The organism is Protofrankia sp. CiP3 (assembly GCF_917627345.1).
In the GTDB taxonomy this organism is placed as follows: Bacteria; Actinomycetota; Actinomycetes; order Frankiales; family Frankiaceae; genus Protofrankia.
Genome location: NZ_CAKJTM010000011.1, coordinates 96,705 through 118,594, shown reverse-complemented (window position 1 = coordinate 118,594; position 21,890 = coordinate 96,705). Strand labels below are relative to the sequence as shown.

Below are 21,890 nucleotides of genomic sequence, written 5' to 3'. Positions count from 1 at the left end.
TGGCCGCTTTTGTCGTCTCCGCGTGTATTGCCGATGGGTGGCCCTGATGATGGTGACCGCCACGTCACTTCCTGCCGCCGGCCGCACCCCAGCCGGAGCGTCCATCACGGCGGCGCCATCCGCGGCCATCAGGCACCGCCCCCGGTCAGCGCCCGCGCCGCTACCGGCCGGGATCCGTCACCGGGCGTGATAAGGGCGGGTACGAGGGCCGACACAACCAGGCTCGCTTTGGCCTGGTTCTGCGTGGATGCTGTCCGAGCCTCCCCGAGGGACGCCTCTACCGCGGACGGCTCTACCGGGCGACGACGAAGGCCGCGACATCCCGCGCCGGGCGGTCGGCAGGTGCCTGCGCCGGATGCCCGATGCCCACGGCGCCCATGGGCTGCCACTCATCCGGCAGCCGCAGGACGGCGCGGACCACCTTCGGGCAGAACAAGGTGCTCGACACCCAGCATGATCCCAGGCCGTCCGCGGCCAGGCAGATCAGCATGTTCTGCACGCCGGCCCCCATCGCGACCAGGAACATCCGCTCCTCGGCTGCGGCCCGCCGGCCGTCCGGGTAGGCGTGGGCGCCGTCGGCGGCCAGGCAGGGGACGACGAGCACGGGTGCCCGGCGCAGCACGTTCCCACGGGCGAGCCGGCGCGCGACCGCGGCCTCGCCGAAGCCGTCGGCGACCAGGTCCGCTGCCCACGCCGTGGCCATCGCGTCGAGCAGCTGGTCGCGGGCTTCGGTCACGACCACGAACCGCCACGGTGTGGTGTGGTGCGGCGCGGGTGCCGTCAGCGCCGCCGCGAAGGCACGCTCGATGGCGGCCGGATCCACCGGCCGGTCGCTGAACTCCCGGATGGTCCGCCGGGCGGTGACCGCCGCCCGTTGGGCTTCAGCAGTGCCGAGCCGGAACATGTCCTCGGCCGCGGGGCGTACCAGCGCCCGGGCCCCTCGGCCGTCGTCGGCGAGCGGGCGCAGCCCGCGCACCAGCGCCACCGGCACGCCGGTCAGTTTCCCCTTGACCAGGTCGGCTGCGGCGGCCAGCTCGTCCGCTTCGGCGATCTCGGTCATGCCCAGTTCGTTGCCGTACGGGTCGACATCGCCGATATGGCTGCGCAGCGCGGCCATGCCCGCGACGCCGACCGCGTGGTCGGTCAGGCCGGCCCGCCACGGCCGGCCGGCGGTGTCGCTGATGATGACAGCGACCCGTACGCCCAGGCGGTCGCGCAGCCCGGCCGCCAGCGCCCGAGCGCTCGCGTCCGCGTCGACCGGCAGCAGGGCTATCTCGTTTTTGATCACGTTGGACGCGTCCACCCCAGCACTGGCGATGACGAACCCGTGCCGGGTCTCCACGATTCGGGTCGGCCCGCGCCGGGCCACCTCGCGGACGGTCTCGGCCTCGACAGCGGCCAGCCGGGCCGCCTCCCGGTCGCCGTCGACGCGCAGCAGCCGCCCTTCCGCCTTGGAGACGATTTTTGAGGTGACGACGAGGACATCGCCGTCGCGCGGCTGGAGGCCACCGGTGGCCAGCGCGGTCACGATGAGCGCGGCGAGGTCGTCACCGGTGCGCACCTCGCCGATGCCCGATATAGCGATGATCTCCAGGGTGTTAGACACCGGCGAGTTCCAGGGCCGCGCGCACGATCTCGGCGGTCGCCGCGACGTCGGTCATCAGCAGCGGCCGGGCCCGCACGGTGACTCCGGGCACCTCGGTGCCGGTGTCGACGGTATCAACCAGCCAGCTATCGAGAATTCCGTCCCGGGTAACCGTGGTAACCGTGTCGCGGACGGCCGTGCCGTCAGCGGTCGTGCCGGGCTGGGCGGTGTGGTGGCGGGCACCGTAGTGGGTGCCTACCGCGCCCGCGCTGGTCGCCACACCGATCGCGGTGAGGCAGGCGTCCGCCATGCCGCGGACGGGCGCGCCGCCGATGATCGGCGACACGCCCACGACTGGAGCGGGCGTCTGTGCCAGGGCCGCGCGCACCCCGGGCACGGCGAGGATCGACCCGATGGACACCACCGGATTCGACGGCGGGAGAAGCACGACATCGGCGTTGGCGAGCGCGTCGAGCACGCCGGGTGCGGGTCGCGCGGTCTCGGCACCTATCGAAATAATCTCTATGGCTGGTGTGGCGGCACGCATCCGTAGCCACCACTCCTGAAAATGCACGGCCCGGCGGCCTGCGTCGGTCATCACGACGACGTGCGTCTCGACCCGTTCATCGCTCATCGGCAGCAGGCGTACCCCGGGTTTCCACCGGTCGCAGAGCGCGGCTGTGACGTCGGTGAGCGGGTAGCCGGCGGCGAGCATCTGGGTGCGCACGATATGCGTGGCGAGGTCGCGGTCGCCGAGCCCGAACCAGGTGGGACCTACCCCGTAGGCCGCCAGCTCCTCGGCCACAGTGAATGTCTCGCCATGGCGGCCCCAGCCACGCTCGGGGGAGACACCGCCGCCGAGCGTGTACATGACGGTGTCGAGATCAGGACAGATCCGCAGGCCGTGCAGGGTGATGTCGTCACCGGTATTGCCGATCACCGTGATTTCGGCATCCGGCAACACGGCCTTCACGCCGGTCAGAAAGCGGGCTCCGCCGATGCCACCCGCGAGAGTTGTGATCTTCATCCGATACCCACGTTCCGCCGTCCTGTCACCGGTCGCTCCCGTCCACGCGGTGTTCCTGACCGTAGCCCCGGCGGGACGAGCTTCCTCGACGGCACCCGCCGTGGTCGGATGTCTCAGGGGGAGAGGGCCGTGCCCGCCCGCGCCTGCGGCTGGCGGGTTGTGAACGACGCAAGCAGATAGCGTACGAGGCTGCTGGTCGGCCGTGCGGGAGCCGGGTTGGCCAGGCCGCCCTCGATGGTGGCCACGACCGCGTCCGCGGCGATTTCCCGATCAGGCTCGGTCACCCGGTCCGCAACTGTCGCCAGGGCCAGGTCGTGGAGCCAGGCATGCAGGCGTTCGTGGTACTCCATGACTGTGGGTGAGTGTGGTGCTCGCTCGGCCACACATGGGTGCAGGGACCGCCGGCGTTCGACCGAGTCGAGGGCGGCGAACAACTTCTGGGCCGGATCACCAGCGAACGTGTCGATCCGGTCGATCTCACCGTCGAGGAGCCGGTTGAGAACCGCGGCGAACGCATGATCTTTTGATCGGAAGTACCAGTAGACGGACCCTGGCTCGATGCCCGCGGCCCGCGCGATTTCGGCAATGGATGTGGCGGCGAAGCCCCGGGCGAGGAACTGCTGTTCAGCGACGGCCAGCAGCGCGTCAATCCGCTCCTCGCGCGGAACCTCCTGGCGGTTACGCGGCACCTGATCAGTTTAACGGCCCGGAGTCCCGCGGGTCGCGGGAAGGCGGGCCGTCCGGTCACATTGACCGGGGCTGAAGCCAGCATGATCATATTTTTCCGCGCTGCCAGTGGGCCATCAGGCCCCGCCTCGAGGTGTCCGATGGATGCCATCGGACGGCCTTGGCCCGCGGCTGTGGATCGACGCTGGATGCGTCGGGTGCGCGATCCCGAATCGGAATGTTCATCAGCTGCTTTCACCGAAAGCGGCTGATGATCTTTTTAAGTTCTATCTCTTGATTTTGCTTCGAGAGCGTGGTGAGACTGATGGCATGCGCCGAGCCGTGTAACGGATCAGCGCACTGGAGCAGTGGGTGGTCTGCCAGGCGACCTGCACGTCCGGCCTGGTGCCCGCCGCGGCTGCGAACATCCCGCATCCAGCGCTGGAACAGCGGAAGGACGGTCCATGCCTGAGATCACGAAGAGGCCGCCGATCGCGATGAGGCACACTCTCGACGCCCTCACCGCCACACTGGCCCGGGCCCTGGCTGGCGCGCGCCACCCGCAGGTGGAGGCTGCCCGGCGGTCTCAGCTGCGTCAGTGGGCAGGTCGTTCGCCGACACAGCGCGACGCCACCGCAGAGCGCTGCGACCAGCTCGCGGCCCGCTGCCGGATATACCACACCCTCGGTGTCGTTGGCCGGTTCCGCAGCGTCAGTCCGTCGTGTCCAGGCCGGTCGGGATGATCGGCTGACCTGGCGGCGACCGAGGCAGGGCGTTCGATCGCCGATCGTCGGGCGGTGATCCCGGCGGCTGGCTCGTGCGGCGGAGAAGGAGCGCGCTCTGGGGCGTGGGCCGGCGGGCGCGCGGTGCCTCTACCGGGGAGGTACCGGTATCGGCAACGCCGCCGCCATCGTGGGCCGGTGGACGCTCCTGGCGATGCTGATTGCTAGATGACCATTGGGGTTCGGGGGAGCGGATGACGAGAGCAGGGAAGCCCGCCGACGGTTCGGTCGGCATCGGCGCGCGGCCGGTACCGACCGCTGTACCGGTGGCGCCCGGTGCCGCGGCACTACGGCGCGCGCTGCGGCGGGCCCGTGACGGCGCGCTCCTCGATGCGGTGGAGGCGGCTGTCCTGATGGCCGCCCGTGGAGACGATCTTGCCGATCTGTCCGGGTCGGCCGCGCGGGTCCGTACCGCCGGACTGCGCTCGGCCGGCCGGCCGGACACGATCACCTATTCGCCGAAGGTGTTCATCCCGCTGACCAGGCTGTGCCGGGACAGGTGCCATTACTGCACCTTCGCGACCGTCCCGCGGCGGTTGCCCGCGCCCTATCTGAATCTCGACGAGGTCGTCGACATCGCCCGCCAGGGCGCGGCGGCAGGATGCGCGGAGGCGTTGTTCACCCTGGGGGACCGCCCGGAGGATCGCTGGCCCACCGCGCGCGAGTGGCTGGATTCGCACGGCTACGACTCGACCACCGGGTATCTGCGGGCGGCGGCCATCGCCGTTCTGGAGGAGACCGGGCTGCTGCCGCATCTGAACCCGGGCGTCCTGTCGTGGGAGGAGCTGGCCCGGCTCAAGCCGGTCGCCCCGTCCATGGGGATGATGCTGGAGACGACCGCGGCCAGGCTGTGGTCTGAGCCAGGCGGCCCGCACTACGGCTCGCCCGACAAGGAGCCGGCGCGCCGGTTGCGGGTGTTGGAGGACGCCGGTCGCCTGGCTGTCCCGTTCACCACCGGCCTGCTGCTGGGGATCGGCGAGACCCGGTTGGAACGGGCCGAGACCCTGTTCGCGATCCGGGAGGTGGCGCGGCGTTACGGCGGTGTCCAGGAAGTGATCGTGCAGAACTTCCGGGCCAAGGACGACACGGCGATGGGTGGCGAGCCGGACGTCGGCGCGCAGGAGCTGGCGGCCGCGGTCGCGGTCGCCCGGCTCGTTCTCGGGCCGTCAGTCCGGTTGCAGGCGCCGCCGAACCTGGTCGATGCCGACGAATGCGCGCTTCTGCTTGCCGCGGGCATCGACGACTGGGGTGGGGTGTCCCCGGTCACCCCGGACCACGTCAACCCCGAACGCCCCTGGCCGGCGGTGGAGACGCTGGCCGCGCTCACGCGGGCGGCGGGCTTCACGCTGCGGCCGAGGCTGACCGTCTATCCGCCCTATCTCGACGAACCGTGGCTGGACCCGCGGCTGCGATCCCACGTCGACGCCCTGGCCGCTCCGGACGGCCTGCTGCGTTCCGCGGCCACCGCGGTGGGGCGGCCATGGCAGGAGCCCGACGGTGGCCTCGCGAACAGCGGCCGGGTCGATCTGCACGCCGCGATTGACGTCACCGGCCGCCAGGCCGACCGCCGAGCGGACTTCGCCTCCGTGTACGGCGACTGGGACGCCCTGCGTGAGCAGGTCAGCGCGGCCGGTACAGGTGCTGACGGAGTCGTCGGCACGGGGGCGCGTGCGCGTGCGGGGGTGCCGCCGACGCGCCTCGACGACGCGGAGCGGGCCGCGCTGCGCCACGCCACCCGGGACCCGGCGGGGATCAGCGACGCGGACGCACTCGTGTTGTTCGGCGCGGCCGGCACGGCCCTGGCGGAGCTCTGCCGGCTCGCGGACGACCTGCGCCGGGACACGGTCGGGGACGACGTCACCTACGTCGTCAACCGGAATATCAATTTCACGAATGTCTGCTATACGGGATGCCGGTTCTGCGCGTTCGCGCAGCGGCGCAACGACGCCGACGCCTACACCCTCTCCCGGCAGGAGGTCGCCGCCCGTGCCGAACAGGCGTGGGCGGCCGGCGCGACCGAGATCTGCATGCAGGGCGGCATACACCCGGACCTGCCCGGGAGCGCGTACTTCGAGCTGGCACGCGAGATCAAAAGTCGGGTGCCAGCCGTCCACCTGCATGCCTACTCGCCGATGGAGGTCGTCAACGGCGTCACCCGGACAGGTCTGTCCATCCGTGACTGGCTGACCGCCGCTCGTGAGGCCGGTGTCGACTCGATTCCCGGGACGGCCGCGGAGATCCTCGATGATGACGTGCGATGGGTGCTGACCAAGGGCAAACTGCCGGCCGCGAGCTGGGTGGAGATCATCACAACCGCGCACGAGATCGGTCTGCCGTCGTCCGCCACGATGATGTACGGGCATGTCGACACGCCGGCCCACTGGCTGGCCCATCTGCGGCTGCTGCGGCGTATCCAGGAGCGTACCGGAGGGTTCACCGAGTTCGTGGCGCTGCCGTTCGTCCATCACAGCTCACCGATCTATCTGGCTGGCGTGGCCCGGCCCGGCCCCACCGTTGAGGAGAACCGGGCGGTACACGCGATGGCCCGGCTGTTGCTGCACGGCGCGATCGACAACATCCAGTGCTCGTGGGTGAAACTCGGCGTGGACGGCTGCCATCAGGTCCTTCGCGGTGGTGTCAACGATGTCGGTGGGACCCTCATGGAGGAGACCATCAGCCGCATGGCGGGCTCCCAGCACGGGTCAGCCCGATCCGTCGCCGAGCTGGAGGCCATGGCGGCCGGCGCGGGCCGGCCCGCCCGCCAGCGCACCACGACCTACGGAACCGTCGGCGCGGAGCGGTTCGCCGCGGCCCGCCCGGATGCCGCGGCCGGGTCTGTCGGCGGTGCGCGCAGGGTCCTTCCGATCATCTCCTGACGGGTCCTCGGTCCCGACCTCGCCGTCCCGGTGATGTGATCGTCTGCCCGGCCGGACAATGGTCCCCAAGGATCGTCATCCGCCCGGGGCCCGCGTTCTGGATGCCGGCCGGGTTGTGGCCTCGGGCCGGGTCCCCATCGCGATCGACGCCCGCGTGCCGCCACGGCCGTTGATGCCGGTTGTGAGCGCTGGTTGTCCCAGCGTGCCGTCGACGTCTCGGAAGCACAGTGTCCACGGATGTCAGGTGGATGAGAGGAGATGTCATGAGCAGGACAATTCATGACGGACTCATGCAATTTCGGACGGTAAGATGGCCTGGTCGGGGGGCGCGAGGGGTTGACGTGTGTTGCTCAGGGCGGCGAAGGGGGACCCTCTGTAACGGCATCTTGCTACCGTGAGCTATTGTCTGATCGCTGGTTGTAGAAGATGTTGCGCTGGTGGGGTTGACGTCGCTGAGTTCGGCGCGTGTAATTACCGGCGTGTCATTTCCCCCGCCGGTGGGGAAAGTGCGATAAAGCACTCGCCCGGCCGGTGTGGACACCAGTCACCTGCGCGCCGGCGCCCGGGGGGTGGCCGACCGCACCGCGACGGGTCTGGAGGAGTCCACATGGAACGCACCGACGCGGGCGTCCGCATCGTTCTCGCTGAAACGCACCGACCCCGCGCCGCGCTGTCCGCCGGGATGGCCGTTGACCGATGGCCGAGGCAGCCTGACCCCGGCCACCACGGTGGCGGAGAGCTGGTTACCGTCAAATTTGATCTTGATGCTGGCTCCGACGGTGAGCCCGCCGGATCGGCGCATCCCGATGAGACAGCCACCGAACATTACGATCATGATTCGGCCAACGTCATCGAACTCGATATGGACGACATCCTCGCCGACCCACCGGAGTGGCAGGAGCGTGCGCTGTGCGCCCAGACCGATCCAGAGGCGTTCTTTCCGGAGAAGGGCGGCTCGACCCGCGAGGCCAAGCGCATCTGCTCGGGTTGCGAGGTCAGGAGCGAGTGCCTGGAGTACGCGCTCGACAAGGACGAGCGATTCGGGATCTGGGGCGGCATGTCCGAGCGTGAACGGCGCAGGCTGCGCCGCCGGGCGGTCTGACCGTCGCGAGGGGAAGGCCGGCAGGCAGGCGTTCACCGCACGGTGAACGCCCGATCGTGTCCAAACGGGCACGTCACCAGCCGAGGGCCTCGCGGATGGGCACGGCGCCAGCCGGCGGATCCCGGTGGCTGCGGCTCGGCTGGCGGCCCCGGCCGGCTCGGCACGGTCGGCGTCAGCGTTGACCGGGCCGGACGCGGGGCGACGCGCGTTGGAGCGCCCGAGGATAGGACTGTCCGGCTCGTGGCTCCCCGCATCCCGCCCGGCCGCGTTGTCCTCAGTCGGCGCCCACCGCCAGGGCGCCTTTCTCCGCCGCTTTGCCGGACCGGGCGCGGATGAGCCGCTCGCTGATCGAACGCCCTGTCCTCGGGCGCTCTTATCCAGGTGAGGCGAGGAACACCCGACCCACACCGGTGAGCCTGAGCTGTGTCGACTCCGATGATCCCGGGGCGAGCAGGGCCGCCTGGCCGCGGTGAAGCCTGATGGTGCCCGTGCCCGTGCCGCCTACCTCGACGGTGCCGTCGGTGACCAGCAGGATGGCCGGACGCGTGACCGTCACGCCGGCACCGCCTGGTGGGGCACCGGCCGGCAGGTCGCAGATCGCCTCAGCCAGCAGGAAGTCGTCAACAGGAACATCCCAGGTACGCATGGTGATCCCAGTCGCCGCCAGCGTTGTCCGGGGGATGAGCACCGGGGCCGGGGCCGGCGTGGGGTCAAGGACATCCAGCAGCTCGTCGACGTCGATGTGTTTCGGCGTCAGGCCGCCGCGCAGCACGTTGTCCGATGTGGCCATGATCTCGATGCCGACGCCGTGGACATAGGCGTGCAGCAGGCGTGCGGGCTGGAACAGCGCCTCGCCAGGCCGCAGTGATATGTCGTTGAGCAGCAGCGCCGCGGCGATTCCCACATCGCCGGGGTGCGTCGCGGCAAGCTGGCGCACCAGGTCGGCGGCGGACGTCACCGCCGGTGCCGCCGGTGGTTCGAGCATCGCGGCCGCCTCGGCCAGACCGCGGGCAAAACCGTGTGCCTGGTCGGCGGGCATCGTCAGCAGCGTGCGCAGGACCGTCGCGGCACCCGTGGCCGGATCCCGCCTGAGCGGCGCGAACGCGGCCTCGAGCGGCGGATAACCCAGGCCATGCACAACGGCGAGTGTCCGCAGCGGGTCACGGACGCCGGCCAGCGCGCGAAAGGGCGTGAGCGCGACGATCAGCTCGGGTTTGTGATTGCGGTCCCGGTACCGCCGCTGGGCGGCATCGCGCGGTACGCCGGACCGTTCCTCGTCGTCAAAGCCGGCCTGCGCCCGTGTCGTGTCCGGGTGGACCTGCAACGAGAGAGCCTTCTCCGCGGCGAGGACCTTCAGCAGGAAAGGCAACGGGCCGACGACATCGGCGGCTGGCCGCCGCCCGTTGGCGGTCTCGACCTCGGACGGGGCGCCTGGATGGGTGCCAAGCCACAGCTCCGCGGCTGGTTCGCCGGTGGGCGTCTCACCGAGCAGGTCGTAGATGGCGCTGGGCGAGCCCCAGTCGTAAGTGCGCACCTGCCCGAACAACCGCAGAATCCGGTCGGGCGTTCCGGCGGTCACTGTTGTCCGTCCTCCTTCTGGTGAACTGCTCAGGACGCTTGCGCGCTGCTCAGGGCATGCGCTCCGGAGGGCATGCGGGCACGGCCGCGCGGCTGCTCAGCCGGCTGGCGCAAGGCCCGAGCGAGCGGAAGGTGTGGTGCCTGTGGGTGTCCTGGCTGCGTTGTCGGCCACACCGATACAACTCATCCGGTATCGCTTCGGCCTTCCGCCTTGCCAGGGGGCGCCTGGACGCGGCTCACTGATCGAAAGCCCGATCTCAGACACGCTCTTATTCGTCTTCGTGCCAGCCGTGGCCTTCTGGGTCGATGACCTCCGGTTCCACGCCGAGCATGTCCGCGACCTTGTGAATGAGAACGTCCAGGATAAGTTCGGCGAGGTCGTCGGTGTCCATCGCGCGGGCTTCCAGCGGCCGGCGATAGATGATGATCCGGTGCGGCGTCGCGGAGCGTCCCCGGCCGGCGGGCGGCTGATGGTGCGCCAGCGGCACGGGTTCGTCCGGGCCGAGGACAGCGGGCAGGGGCGGAACGTCCTCGACCGCGAACTCGACGTCCGACAGTTCGGCGGACCAGCGGTGCTCGAGGTGCTCCACGGCATCGAGGACGAGATCGTCGAAGCGTTCCCCACGGCTGCGGTAGGCGGGGACCTCCGGTGGGAGGAGCGCACCGCGCAGACCGCGCCCGCGCCGGTCCCGGCGACGCGATATCGGGACAGGAGGCTGAGCGGCCGGGAAGTCCGGCCCGGGGGTTCCCCAGGAGGCGCCGGGAGAGGCGTTGTCCGCCATGGCGTGAGCGTACGGCTCGCGAGTGGCAACCGTACCGACGCCCTCCGGATCCATCGGGTGAATTTCCCCTCGGTTACTCTGACGTATCCAGGTGTGTCCGTCGGTTCAGCTGGCAGGTACGGAGCGTCGTTGACTGCTTACCATGGCTCCGCGGCTGGCTGCGACACGGCGGGTGGTGGTGGCCGTCGCCCGTTCCGGGGGCTACCGTCCGGAACGTGAAGCCTCGGCGCTGCTCCCGCTCGGCATGTTCAGCGGCCGCGGTCGCCACGCTCACGTACGCCTACGCCGAGTCGACGGCCGTCCTCGGGCCACTCTCCCCATACGTCGAGCCGCATTCCTACGACCTGTGTGGAACGCATGCCGACCGCCTCACTGTGCCACTTGGTTGGGCGGTCGTGCGGATCGAGGGTGAGCCCAGGCACAGTGCAGCCTCTGATGATCTTGAGGCGCTCGCGGACGCGGTTCGTGAGGTGAGCCGACCAACAGGCCGCGAAGATCCGCCCGATCCGTCCACACCCGCAGGTCGACGCGGTCATCTGCGGGTGCTGCCCCGACCGAGCTGAGGCCGCCTCAGCGCCCGTCTGGCGGGCATATCCGCTGGGGCGGGCCGTCCTGACGGCTCGCCGCGCATCTTGGCCAGTTCAGCCGGAGTGGACCCGGCGTCGGTAGGGTCATCGGCGTTGGTACCAGTGCCAGTGTTGGCCAGCGTTCCTTGTGCCGCGGGCGCGCGAGCGGAGTGATGATCGCGTACCTGCCGGTCAACCGGGGGAAGGGCGGAGGGGTGCGCGATCTATCGCGGATCTTCAAGGCATATGATGTGCGGGGGATTGTGCCGTCGGAGCTGGACGCGGACGTCGCTCGCGCGGTTGGAGCCGCGTTCGTGCGTGTGCTCGCGGCCCCGCGGGTCGTTGTCGCGCGTGACATGCGCGGCTCGTCGGTCCCGTTGTCGGAGGCGTTCGCCGACGGTGCCGCGGGCCAGGGCGCGGACGTCATCATGATCGGGCTTGGCTCGACCGACCTGCTCTATTTCGCCGCCGGTTCGCTGGACATCCCGGGAGCGATGTTCACCGCCTCCCACAACCCGGCCACATACAACGGCATCAAGCTGTGCCGGGCCGGTGCGGCTCCGATCGGGGTGGACAGTGGTCTCGGTGACATCCGGGCGCTGGTCGAGGCGGGGGTCCCGGCGTTCACCGGGCCGCGTGGCGCGATCACGCACCGGGATCTGCTGGCGGCCTACGCCGAGCACCTGCGTACCCTGGTCGACCTGTCCGCGATCCGGCCCCTGCGGCTCGTGGTGGACGCGGGTAACGGTATGGGCGGCCTCACCGTCCCGGCCGTGTTCGACGGCCTGCCGTTGACGGTCCACCCGCTGTACTTCGAGCTGGACGGGTCGTTTCCCAATCACGAGGCCAACCCGATCGAGCCAGCGAACCTGCGTGACCTACAGGCCGCGGTCCGCGCCACCGGCGCTGACATCGGGCTCGCTTTCGACGGCGACGCGGACCGCTGTTTCGTCGTCGACGAGCGCGCCGAGGGCGTCTCACCGTCCACCATCACCGCGCTGGTCGCTGAGCGGGAACTCGCCCGGGAACCGGGTGCCACGATCATCCACAACGTGATCGTCAGTAATGCCGTGCCCGAGCTCGTCTCCGGGCTTGGTGGCGTCCCGCTGCGCACCCGTGTCGGTCATTCGTTCATCAAGGCCGAGATGGCCCGCACCGGCGCGGTCTTCGGCGGCGAGCACTCCGGTCACTTCTACTTCCGGGATTTCTGGCGGGCCGACTCCGGGATGCTCGCCGCGATGCACGTCCTGGCCGCGCTCGGCGAGCAGGACCAGCCGCTGTCGCGCCTTCTTGAGGGCTATGCCCCGTACGCGCTCTCCGGTGAGATCAACTCGGTGGTCGCGGACGCCGGAGTTACCATGGCCGAGATCGAGAAGGCGTATGTGGGCCTCGCGACCGGTATCGACCATCTCGACGGGCTGACCGTCTCTCTCGGGGGCGGTGTCTGGTTCAACCTTCGTCCGTCCAACACCGAGCCGCTGCTGCGCCTGAACGTGGAGGCCCCCGACCATGTCACGATGTCCCGGGTGCGGGACGAGGTCCTCACCCGCATCCGTCCCGGAAGGGAGACCGACCGTTGAGTCTCGATCCACTCCTGCTGGAGATTCTCGCCTGTCCGTGCCCGGCCCATGCCCCACTACGCGCGGAGACGCTCGCCGGTGAGCCCGTCCTGGTCTGTACCTCGTGCGGTCTGGCTTTCCCGGTCCGCGACGAGATCCCGGTGATGCTGCTCGATGAGGCCGTCCCCTTTGGCGGGGACGTGCCGGCCGGAGATGTGCCGGCCACGGACGTGCCGGGTGGGGTTCCCAGCTCCCCCTGAACCCGAACAGGCCTGGCTGCCTCCGTCGGTCCACGGGCACCTGTCAGGATGCTCCTTCGGGTAGCTGCGGGGAGGGCGGGCGGCACGTGTGGGAACTGGGACGGGCGCTGGGGGCGATCGTGGACGAGGCCATTCTGGATGACGTCGCTCGGCTGACGGCGGCCGATCCGGCCGGAATGTTGCTGCATGTGGCGTCATCGGCTCGCCAGGTCAGGGAGTCCGCGGCGCTGGCCGGAGAGGCCAGGCTCGGTTCACTCGCCGCCGACGGCCGCCCACGTGCCGTGTTCGTTGCCGGGGCCGCTGGTTCGGAGGCGCTCGGTGCGGCCTTGGCCGCTGTGGCGGGGCCGCGGTGCCCGGTCCCGGTGTTCGGGGACAACGGCTACAGCCTGCCCGGGTGGGTGGGCGTCGCCGACGTCGTGTTCGCGATGTCGGCCTCGGGACGCGATGCGCGGACGCTGGCCGCCTTGCGGGAGGCTGATCGTCGCGGTTGCCGGGCGGTCGTCGTGGGCGCGCCCGATTCACCGCTGGCCGCGCTGGCCGGCCGGGCGCGGGCGCTGTTCGTTCCCGTTCCGGTGGTGGATGCCAGGCCCACCCGCGCGAGTTTCTGGGCGCTGCTGGTCCCCGCGGTGGCTGCCGCGCGTGCTCTCGGCCTCGTCCCCGCTGAGGCCGAGGGACCGGGCGCGATCGAGGCCGCGGCGGAGCGGCTGGAGGAGCTGGCCGTGCGCTGTCGACCCACCAGCGAGACGTTCGTCAGCCCCGCCAAGGAGCTGGCGCTCGCGCTTGCCGGTTCGTTGCCGTTGCTGTGGGCGACCACCCCGCTGGCCGCCGCCGCGGCCCGTCGCGCAGCCGATCAGCTGGCTGCCGACGCTGGTTATCCCGCGTTGCTCGGCACGCTGCCAGCGGACGCGGGCGCCCAGGCGGGCGTCCTGGACGGCGCGTTCGGAGTCCGCGCCACCGGGGGCGGTGCCGCTGGTGCCACCATCGGTGGTGGCGTGGTCGAAGATCTTGAAGATTTCTTCCGCGACCGGGTGGCGGAGACGGAGCAGGTGCGGCTCCGCCTTGTGCTGCTGCGTGACCAGACCGAGGAGCATCCGGCGGTCACCCGGCAGGCCGATGCCGCGATCGCCGCCGCCGCCGAGCGTGGGATAGCGGTCACCGAGCTGACCGCGCAGGGGGCGAGCCGGCTGGAACGGCTGGCGTCCCTGGTCGGCCTGTTCGACTACGCCGGTGTCTACCTCGCCCTTGTCCTCGGCCTTGACCCCACCCCGGTCGCCGCGGCCCGCGATCTCGACGTCCGCCCGGCACCGAACTGACGCCGGGCTGGCGGGCCGGCTCGCGCGTCAGTTCGTCCGCGTTAGCGGGACCGGGCCGCTGTGGCTGGCGGGGCTGTCGGCAGGATGGCGCCCAACGACGGTGTGGTGGCTCCGGGCTGGGCTATCGTGACACCCGGCAGCGGCCCAGCCGTCGTGGGTGCGGGTGCCGGTTGCGGCGGGGGAGTGGAGAGCAGGCCGCCCTTGGTTCCCTGGGCCACCGTCGGATCGGCCTTCGACATCGGCATTGCCGGCACGCCGGTGAGCGCTTGGCGCAGCGAGCGGCCCCAGATGATCGCTGGAAGATCCCCGCCGAACACCCGGGGCCATGTCCGGCCGTCGGCGACGACTCCTTTGAGGGGGTTCCCCTGCGCCCCCTTGGGATTGCCGACAGCGACGGAGGCGGCTATCTGCGGGGTGTAGCCGACGAACCACGCAGCCGAGTAGTTGTCCGTGGTGCCGGTCTTGCCGGCGGCTGGCCGCCCGATCGCCGCCGCGTTCGGGTACCCCGTGCCCTGCGTGATCACTCCGGTGAGGACGCTCGTCACCGTGTCGGCGACACCGGCGGACACCGCCCGCTGGCAGCTGGGTGCGGGGGCAATGTCCACGTTCTGCTGGCTGGAGTCGGTGGCCGACAGGACATAACGCGGGTCACAGTGGACGCCGTGGGCGGCGAGCGTGGCATAGGCGTCGGCCATGTCCAGCGGTGTGACACGCTCGGAGCCAATGGCTATCTCCCCCTTTGCGGGGGAGACTTCCTTCAGGTAGGAAGCCGGGATCCCGAGCCGGGTCGCCATGCTGACGATGGCCGGTACGGAGATTTTCTCCGCGAGCTGGATGTAGTAGGTGTTCACCGAGTCCCAGGTCGCCTTCGACATGTCGTAGATGCCGCTTTCCTCCGGCTCGGCGTTGGCGAAGCCGGTGGGACAGTCACCGCCGCCGCGCGGATCCCCCCGAGGGAACCGCTTGGAGACGTAGCATGCGGGCGAATAGAACTGGGTGTTGAGCCCGTACCCCGCCTCCAGCGCGGCGGCGAGCGCGAAGGTCTTGAACGTGGAGCCGGGTTGGAACACCGCCGTGGTCGGCAGCGGTTCCTTGGTCTGGTTGGCCGCGGCGTTGGAGCCGAAGGCCCGGTTCACCGCCATCGCCAGGACGTTGCCGGTGCCCGGTTCGATCACCACCTCGGTGGCTGACACCGGGTTGCTCGGCGCTATGACGGCATTGACCGTGTCCTGGACCGCAGACTGGATCTTGGGCTGCAGGGTGGTCCTGATGACCAGCCCGCCTTCGTGGACCCGCCGGGCACGCTCGGCCTCGGTCGCGCCGAGCGCGGGATCGGCCAGCAGCTGGGTGCGCACGAAATCGCAGAAGAAGGGCGCGGTCGACGTCTCGCACGAGTCCTGCGCCGCGGCCGCGGCGGCACGCACCACCGTGACCGGGGTGGCCTTCGCCGCATCCGCGGTGGCCGAGTCGATGTAACCGAGTTCGGCCATCCGGTCCAGGACGACGTCCCGGCGCACCCTGGCGGCATCGGGATGGTTCACCGGGTCGTACAGGGACGGGCTCTGCACGAGCCCGGCCAACAGCGCCGCTTGGGGGAGCGTCAGATCGGTGATACGTACATGGAAGTAGTTCTGGGCGGCGGTACCGACGCCGTAGTTGCCGTTGCCGAAGTAGGCGATGTTGAGGTAGCGCTCGAGGATCTCGTCCTTGGTGAGGCTGTTCTCCAGGGCGACGGCGTACCGGGCCTCCTGGAGCTTGCGCTGGAGGGATGTCCCGGCGGCGTCCTCGCGCTGTTGCTTGGTGCGCGCGTTCTGGAGCAGCACGTTCTTGACATATTGCTGCGCCAGTGTTGACGCGCCCTGTTGGACGTCGCCTGCCGCGCTGTTGCGCAGCGCAGCCCGGACGACTCCCTTCACGTCAACCCCGCCGTGGGTGTAGAAACGCGCGTCCTCGATGGAGACGATGGCCTGCCGCATGACCGTTGGAATGGCCTTGCCGTCGACCACAGTGCGGTTCTCCTGGCCGCGCAGGGTCGCGATGACACTGCCGTCCGCGGCGAGGATGGTGGAAATCTGGGGCAGCGGTGGCGTGACCAGCTCGGCGGGCAGGCTCAGGTAATGGTCGGCCGATGCCTTGGCGAACAGGCCGACCGCGCTGATCATGGGCAGGAACAGCAGTGCGAGGCCGATGCCCGCGGCGGTGACGACCAGCCCGATCCGGCTGAGCCGGCCCCGCTTGCCCCGCCGGCCACCACCGTTGCCGCCGCCATCCCCGCCGGTCACCACGTCGCCGTCATCGGCTGCGGGCGCGCTGGCGTCCATGCCCGTCGGCGGCTGCCCGTTTCCGCCGGCGGTAGCGGAGCCGGCGGTACCGGCCGCGCTCGCCAGGCCGCTGTCGTTCGCCAGGCCGTCGTCCGGTCTGTCAGAACCCGCCGCGACAGCGGCGGCATCCGATGCGCGACGCTGCGCTCGTGCGCGGAACGCGGAGTCTCTCTGCACGGCGGTAACGTCACCTTCCATGATTCAGTGAGCTTCGGCCCACGGGGAGATTCTGACCGACCCCCGTGGCGGAGCTGTACCCGGCGCGCTTGCCCGCTCCCGCATGGGGCTACGTTGTGCCCGGCGCCGTCATGTTGTACGCGGAGTAGTCAACCGGATGTGAATGGTCGCCTTGCCGTACCCCGGAGATGTGCGTGTGCATGCGCGGCGGCATGGGCGAGCCCACGTCCTGCCAGGCCGGCGGGGAAGGTCCCACATATCCGGATTGTGCTTACCGTGCTCCGTGCAACCGCGTTCCATACAGTGGTCCCGTGGCCACGGGACCACTGTATGCCGGCCCACTGTGTGCCGGCGTGGAGGCGGACAATACTAACGATATCGGTAATTTCGGCGGGCGGGCCAGGTGAGCGCTGAACCAGCCGCGGGCGACCGGCCCGAGTCGGTCACCCGCGAGGTCAACATGTTGTGTCCGACCTGTGAGGGCCTTGGGTGTGTGACGCTGCTTCAGGTGGCCAGGCTGAGTGGCGAGCCGTGCCAGCTCAGATCGACGACGGCCTGCCCGGACTGCGTGACCACCGGCTACCGTCCGCTCACGCCGCCCATCTGACCTCGGGGGCCTTCCGGGGCCTAGTGGTCGGCGCTGGAAGGCCTTCGGGGGCGGTCAAGCGGCCTTGGCGAAGGATCGAGGTGCTGACTGCTGCGTCCGGTTGCAGGATCCGGGCGAGTTGCCGCTCGAGGTCAGCGGCGGTGTACTTCTACGTGAACGGCATGACAGTGATGTTGTAGCGGGCGGCGAACGCCATCAGAGTGTTCCCGAGCAGGTCGAGGTCGGCGAAGTCGCAGGGCGAGACAACCTTCCGTGTTCGCTGGTTGGTGTCGGGTGATTGATCGAGGCTGCTGCGTGGCAGGCGCCGTAGCCTTCGGCGCGGGCGATGATCCGGCCGGCACGGATGTGGACGGCGGTTTCGGTGGCGTCGCTGATGGCGGGCATGCCGGCAGCCGAATGGATGATGGCGTGCTCGTCGAACACGATCTGTAGCCGGGGCCATGCTGAGGGCAGGAAGGCGCGGCGTAGGCAGGCGCGTAGGTCTGCGATCGTTAGCCGGGCTAGGGGAGCGAGTTCGTCGGGGGCGCCGGTGACGAGGACGGCGGTGACGTTGGCTGCGGGTGGTGCGGCGCGTACGGCTTCCTCGGCGGCGGCGAGCCGGTGGAGTCCGAGGATCGCGACTACGCCGTCGTCGGTCAGATGCGCAGGCGTGCCGCGGATTGCGTCCAGGGCGGGCGGCGGGGACCACGGTTCGTCGGTGGGTCGTGCCGGGGTGATGTGTGGGAGGTGCGCGGGCGGCCAGGCGTCGGGCAGGTCAAGGGCCGCGAGCTGCTCGCAGGCGCGCACGATGGTGAAGGGCTCGAGGAAACCTGGTGCGGCGGCGGCCAGTTGGCTCGCGCCGTGCAGGGTCGTCAGGACGGCCTCGGCTACGCCTATCAGCCGGTTGGTTGTTTTGGGCGACGGTAGCTGCTCCAGCGCGAGCCCAAGCAAGATTGCGTTGAGCTTCATTAGCTGCGCGAAGGGGCGGCGGGTCTGTTCATCGGCCAGGACTTCGGGCAGGAGGTCCGCGCCGAGTCGGGTCGGGCCGTGCGGTGGGTCGGTAGCGAGTGGGAGCCTGGCAATCCAGGCGCGGGCGAACGCTGCCAACGCTTCGGAGACTGTACTTGCCGACTCCGGATGTGCTGGCTGTGGCGCACGTTCGGCGTCCTCGGCCAGGACCGCGAAATAGAGAGCCCGCTTGCCGGGGAAGTTGGAGTAGACCCCACCGCGGGTAAGCCCGGCACGTTCCGCGATGGCATCGATCTTAGCGTTGCGGAAGCCGCGTTCGATGAACTCGTCGCGGGCGGCCGCGAGCACTGTGGCGCGGGTGCGCTGCTGCATCTGGGCCCTGGTCAGCCGGCTCATCACCCTCCTCGTCTGGGCGCCGCCGCCCACCCGGACCTCCTAAGATACGATAGCCATTCAAATGATGAGAGCATCTGATAGGGCCATTCGAAATGGTGGAGGTGTTGTGCCCAACAGTCAGCAGGACTGGGTCGAGGGTGTTCCGGAGATAGATTTGGCAGACCCGGCGGTGCTGCACGACCCCTTTGCCGCCTATGGGCGAGTCCGGGAGCGTTCGCCGTTGGCGCGGCTGCTGGCACCCGGTTTCGGGCCGATGTGGGCGGTGCTGCGCCACGAGGAGACCAGGGCGATGCTGGCCGATCCGCGGTTCGAGCTCAGCGCTGCCAGCTACCTGCGACCCGACGTACCCGACGATTGCGTCGCCTATATGCGGACGATGCAGGAAATGGACGGCCCCGAGCACCTACGGCTGCGCCGGCTCGTGTCGCCTGCGTTCACCGCGCGGCGTGCCGCCGAGTTCCGTCCACGGGTTGAACGGATCGTTGAGGGCTTGCTCGACGATCTACCCGGCCACGCTGAAGACGGCTCGGTAGATCTGCTGGCGCACTTCGCCCGGCCGCTACCCATCGAGATAATCTGCGGACTGGTCGGGATTCCCCAGCCTGACCGGCCGCAATGGCGGGAGTATGGCGCGGCCGTCGCGGCAGGCTTCGGCCAACAGTTCACCGAGGCGATACCTGGCATCATGGCTGGCGCGAAGGCAGCCGTCGCACGCCGTCGGGCCGAGCCCGGCGACGACCTACTCACAGATCTGATCCGCACCCAGGCCGACGGCGGGGACCGGCTCAGCGACACCGAGATGGTTACTCTGGTTTGGCATCTGGTCCTCGCGGGACAGACACCGACGAACCTGATCGCCAACGCTGTGGAGGCCCTTTTCACCCACCCCGAGCAATGGCGCGCGCTTCGCGGCGACGTCAGCCTCATGCCGGGTGCGGTCGAGGAACTGACGCGCTGGTGCGGTCCTCAGCTGCTGAGCATCCCGCGTTTTTCGCGGGAGCGCATCGAGATCGGTGGCGTGATGGTCGGCGAAGGCGAACCCGTCACGGCCGCGATCGTGGCTGCCAACCGTGACCCGCGTGCGTTCGCCGACCCGGACCGGCTCGACATCAGCCGGGCCGTAGGCCCGACGGCGCACCTCGGATTCGCGCACGGGCCGCACTTCTGTCTCGGGGCATCGCTGGCCCGGGTCCAGACCGAAGTCGCGCTCACCGCGTTACTGCGCCGATTTCCCAACCTTACGCTCGCCGCCGCCCCACACCAGATTCGCCGCGTTCCCGACCCGGGCACCTGGCGCCTGGCCACGCTGCCCGTGACCCTCTGACGCGGGCCAAGCCTGATGCCTTCGCGGTCTGGCCCAGCCAAGGCTATGACGCCCGGTCCGACCTCGGCCCGTGCCGTATACGCGACACGGTCTGGCGGGGGCCTTCCGGGGCCTCCGGCGACAGGGGCATGGATCAACGGGAGATCCGCAGTAGGCGGCGCGCCTTTTGCGCGTCGAAGTCGAGGGCTTCGACCGGCGTGGAGGCGAGCCGGTGGACGAGCTGGCCCAGTCGGTGTACGTCGGCGGCCACCGCTGGATCGGCGAGGACGCGCAGGGCGAAGGCCAGGTCGCGTGGGCCGACGCCGTAATGCCGCTCCAGCTCGTCCGCGTAGGCGGCGGCGGCGAGGTCGCGCTCGCCGTACTCGCGGTGGCCGCCGCTGGAGCGCGAGGGCGCAAGCAGCCCCAGGGACTCCCGGTATCGCAGCATCCGCGCGGTCGTCTCAAGAACGCCGGCCGCACGTGTGATCGGCAGGCGCTCGCCGGGGCGCAGGCGCACGCGAGTCCGGATTGTGTCGAGTATGCGTGGGGCGTCCAGCGCTTTTGGTATGGTCATGATTACCGCCGGTTATCTTGACAAGAAAAAGTCAGCTTACTTGACAGGGCGGGCGGGTGACCGGAAGGCTGCTGGTCGACGTTCGATCACCGTTTGTGTGCTCCCCGTTGCCTGACGCCCGCAGCACCGTTGACAGGAGAACCCCAATGGCGGACCTGCCCAAGAACGACATAGCCGATCTCGCCTTGGCCCAGCAGGGCAAAACCCGAATCGAGTGGGCGGACCGGGCCATGCCGGTACTCCGGCAGATTCGCGACCGGTTCGCTGTCGAACAGCCGTTCCAAGGTGCAAAGATCGCGGCCTGTATGCATGTGACGACCGAGACGGCCAACCTCATGCGGGCGCTCGCGGCTGGTGGCGCCCAGCTCGCCCTGTGCGCGTCGAACCCGTTGTCCACACAGGACGACACCGCCGCCGCGCTGGTCGCCGAGTACGGTATTCCTACCTTCGCCCGTAACGGTGTTGACCGCGACGGCTACTACGCGCATATCAACGCCGCGCTCGACGGCGCTCCGCACTATGTCTTCGACGACGGCTGTGACCTGGTCAACACCTTGCACACCACCCGAACCGAGCTGCTCGCGGGTGTGCGCGGCGGGTGCGAGGAGACGACCACGGGGGTTATCCGGCTGCGGCAGATGACCAAGGACGGCGCGCTGCGCTTCCCGATGGTGGCGGTCAACGACACCGACACCAAGCACATGTTCGACAACCGGTACGGCACCGGCCAGTCAACACTGGACGCGATCTTCCGTGCCACCAACACGTTGCTTGCGGGCAAGACCGTCGTGGTTGCCGGCTATGGGTACTGCGGCCGCGGTGTGTCCTCGCGCGCCAAGGGCATGGGCGCGAACGTGATCGTCACCGAGATCGATCCGACCAAGGCGCTGGACGCGGCCATGGACGGCTTCCGCGTCCTGCCGATGATCGAGGCCGCCGCCATCGGAGATGTGTTCATCACCGTCACCGGTAATCGTGACGTCCTGCGCCGCGAGCATTTCGAGGCCATGAAGGACGGGGCGATCTTCGCGAATTCGGGGCACTTCGACATCGAGATTGACATCACGGCCCTGTCCGACCTGGCGGTCGCGGGCCCGCGCCGGGTGCGTCACCAGACCGACGAGTACGTCCTGGCCGATGGCCGTCGCCTGCTCCTGCTCGCCGAGGGGCGCTTGGTGAACCTGGGAGCAGCCGAGGGACATCCGGCCGCGGTCATGGACATGTCCTTCGCGGACCAGGCGTTGACCGCGGAATGGCTGACCAGGAACTGGCAATCCCTCGCCCCGGGGATCCACGATGTCCCGGTTGAGATCGACAAGGAAGTCGCGCGGCTCAAGCTCGCCACGATGGGCCTCACGATCGACGTCCTCACCCCGGCCCAGGAGACCTACCTCAACTCCTGGGAGCACGGTTCCTGACCTTCGTGGTCGGCGCTGGACGTTCATCCAGGGTCTGCCGGCGCCTCGCG

General features: G+C 69.7%; 17 protein-coding genes. 9 read left to right on the top strand and 8 right to left on the bottom strand.

The window, feature by feature from the left end:
- Positions 1-292 precede the first annotated feature (292 nt).
- The 3 genes from MJ797_RS06790 to MJ797_RS06780 all read right to left on the bottom strand — a co-directional run bounded on the left by MJ797_RS06790 (position 293) and on the right by MJ797_RS06780 (position 3,301).
- A complete protein-coding gene (locus tag MJ797_RS06790; RefSeq protein WP_239332891.1) occupies positions 293-1,606 on the bottom strand; it encodes a coenzyme F420-0:L-glutamate ligase in 1,314 nt (437 codons plus the stop codon).
- A complete protein-coding gene (cofD, locus tag MJ797_RS06785; RefSeq protein WP_239332889.1) occupies positions 1,599-2,612 on the bottom strand; it encodes a 2-phospho-L-lactate transferase in 1,014 nt (337 codons plus the stop codon). The genes MJ797_RS06790 and cofD overlap by 8 nt, the downstream gene beginning before the upstream one ends.
- A gap of 113 nt (positions 2,613-2,725) precedes the next feature.
- Positions 2,726-3,301 carry a TetR/AcrR family transcriptional regulator gene (locus MJ797_RS06780; protein WP_239332887.1) on the bottom strand — a complete coding sequence of 192 codons (576 nt, stop codon included), beginning with the start codon at positions 3,299-3,301 and terminating at the stop codon, positions 2,726-2,728.
- 441 nt (positions 3,302-3,742) lie between these two features.
- Between MJ797_RS06780 and MJ797_RS06775 the strand changes: the two genes are divergently transcribed.
- The 3 genes from MJ797_RS06775 to MJ797_RS06765 all read left to right on the top strand — a co-directional run bounded on the left by MJ797_RS06775 (position 3,743) and on the right by MJ797_RS06765 (position 8,038).
- Positions 3,743-4,021, top strand: a complete 279-nt coding sequence (locus tag MJ797_RS06775) for a hypothetical protein (RefSeq protein ID WP_239332885.1) — start codon at positions 3,743-3,745, stop codon at positions 4,019-4,021.
- A gap of 233 nt (positions 4,022-4,254) precedes the next feature.
- Positions 4,255-6,936 carry a bifunctional FO biosynthesis protein CofGH gene (locus MJ797_RS06770; RefSeq protein WP_239332883.1) on the top strand — a complete coding sequence of 894 codons (2,682 nt, stop codon included), beginning with the start codon at positions 4,255-4,257 and terminating at the stop codon, positions 6,934-6,936.
- An 862-nt stretch (positions 6,937-7,798) separates the two neighbouring features.
- Entirely contained in the window at positions 7,799-8,038 is a 240-nt protein-coding gene (locus MJ797_RS06765; RefSeq protein ID WP_239308173.1) for a WhiB family transcriptional regulator, read from the top strand.
- 373 nt (positions 8,039-8,411) lie between these two features.
- On the opposite strand, the gene manA is transcribed toward MJ797_RS06765, so the two are convergent.
- Together manA and MJ797_RS06755 are read right to left on the bottom strand one after the other, a co-directional pair.
- A complete protein-coding gene (gene manA / locus MJ797_RS06760) occupies positions 8,412-9,617 on the bottom strand; it encodes a mannose-6-phosphate isomerase, class I (protein WP_239332881.1) in 1,206 nt (401 codons plus the stop codon).
- Positions 9,618-9,885: 268 nt separating this feature from the next.
- Complete coding sequence (locus MJ797_RS06755; protein WP_239332879.1) at positions 9,886-10,452, bottom strand: metallopeptidase family protein; 567 nt, start codon at positions 10,450-10,452, stop codon at positions 9,886-9,888.
- Positions 10,453-10,613: 161 nt separating this feature from the next.
- Here MJ797_RS06755 and MJ797_RS06750 point away from each other — a divergent pair, with 161 nt between their 5' ends.
- The 4 genes from MJ797_RS06750 to MJ797_RS06735 all read left to right on the top strand — a co-directional run bounded on the left by MJ797_RS06750 (position 10,614) and on the right by MJ797_RS06735 (position 14,096).
- Entirely contained in the window at positions 10,614-10,961 is a 348-nt protein-coding gene (locus tag MJ797_RS06750; protein WP_239332877.1) for a DUF3499 domain-containing protein, read from the top strand.
- 218 nt (positions 10,962-11,179) lie between these two features.
- On the top strand, positions 11,180-12,544 hold the full coding sequence (locus tag MJ797_RS06745; protein ID WP_239332903.1) for a phosphomannomutase/phosphoglucomutase: 1,365 nt from the start codon (positions 11,180-11,182) through the stop codon (positions 12,542-12,544).
- Complete coding sequence (locus MJ797_RS06740; RefSeq protein WP_239332875.1) at positions 12,541-12,783, top strand: Trm112 family protein; 243 nt, start codon at positions 12,541-12,543, stop codon at positions 12,781-12,783. Before MJ797_RS06745 ends, MJ797_RS06740 begins: the two co-directional genes overlap by 4 nt.
- 86 nt (positions 12,784-12,869) lie before the next feature.
- The gene (locus tag MJ797_RS06735; RefSeq protein WP_239332873.1) at positions 12,870-14,096 is read left to right on the top strand and encodes an SIS domain-containing protein; all 1,227 of its coding nucleotides are present in this window, start codon (positions 12,870-12,872) and stop codon (positions 14,094-14,096) included.
- A gap of 41 nt (positions 14,097-14,137) precedes the next feature.
- On the opposite strand, the gene MJ797_RS06730 is transcribed toward MJ797_RS06735, so the two are convergent.
- Together MJ797_RS06730 and MJ797_RS06725 are read right to left on the bottom strand one after the other, a co-directional pair.
- Entirely contained in the window at positions 14,138-16,594 is a 2,457-nt protein-coding gene (locus MJ797_RS06730; RefSeq protein ID WP_239332871.1) for a transglycosylase domain-containing protein, read from the bottom strand.
- An 802-nt stretch (positions 16,595-17,396) separates the two neighbouring features.
- A complete protein-coding gene (locus MJ797_RS06725) occupies positions 17,397-18,545 on the bottom strand; it encodes a TetR/AcrR family transcriptional regulator (RefSeq protein ID WP_239332869.1) in 1,149 nt (382 codons plus the stop codon).
- A gap of 106 nt (positions 18,546-18,651) precedes the next feature.
- On the opposite strand from MJ797_RS06725, the gene MJ797_RS06720 reads away from it, so the two are divergent.
- A complete protein-coding gene (locus tag MJ797_RS06720) occupies positions 18,652-19,869 on the top strand; it encodes a cytochrome P450 (protein ID WP_239332867.1) in 1,218 nt (405 codons plus the stop codon).
- Between the two features lie 133 nt (positions 19,870-20,002).
- Here MJ797_RS06720 and MJ797_RS06715 read toward each other — a convergent pair whose 3' ends face one another.
- Positions 20,003-20,422: a MerR family transcriptional regulator gene (locus MJ797_RS06715; protein WP_239332865.1), complete on the bottom strand. Its 420-nt coding sequence runs from the start codon at positions 20,420-20,422 to the stop codon at positions 20,003-20,005.
- Positions 20,423-20,568: 146 nt separating this feature from the next.
- Here MJ797_RS06715 and ahcY point away from each other — a divergent pair, with 146 nt between their 5' ends.
- Positions 20,569-21,840: an adenosylhomocysteinase gene (gene ahcY, locus MJ797_RS06710; RefSeq protein WP_239308145.1), complete on the top strand. Its 1,272-nt coding sequence runs from the start codon at positions 20,569-20,571 to the stop codon at positions 21,838-21,840.
- Positions 21,841-21,890 lie beyond the last annotated feature (50 nt).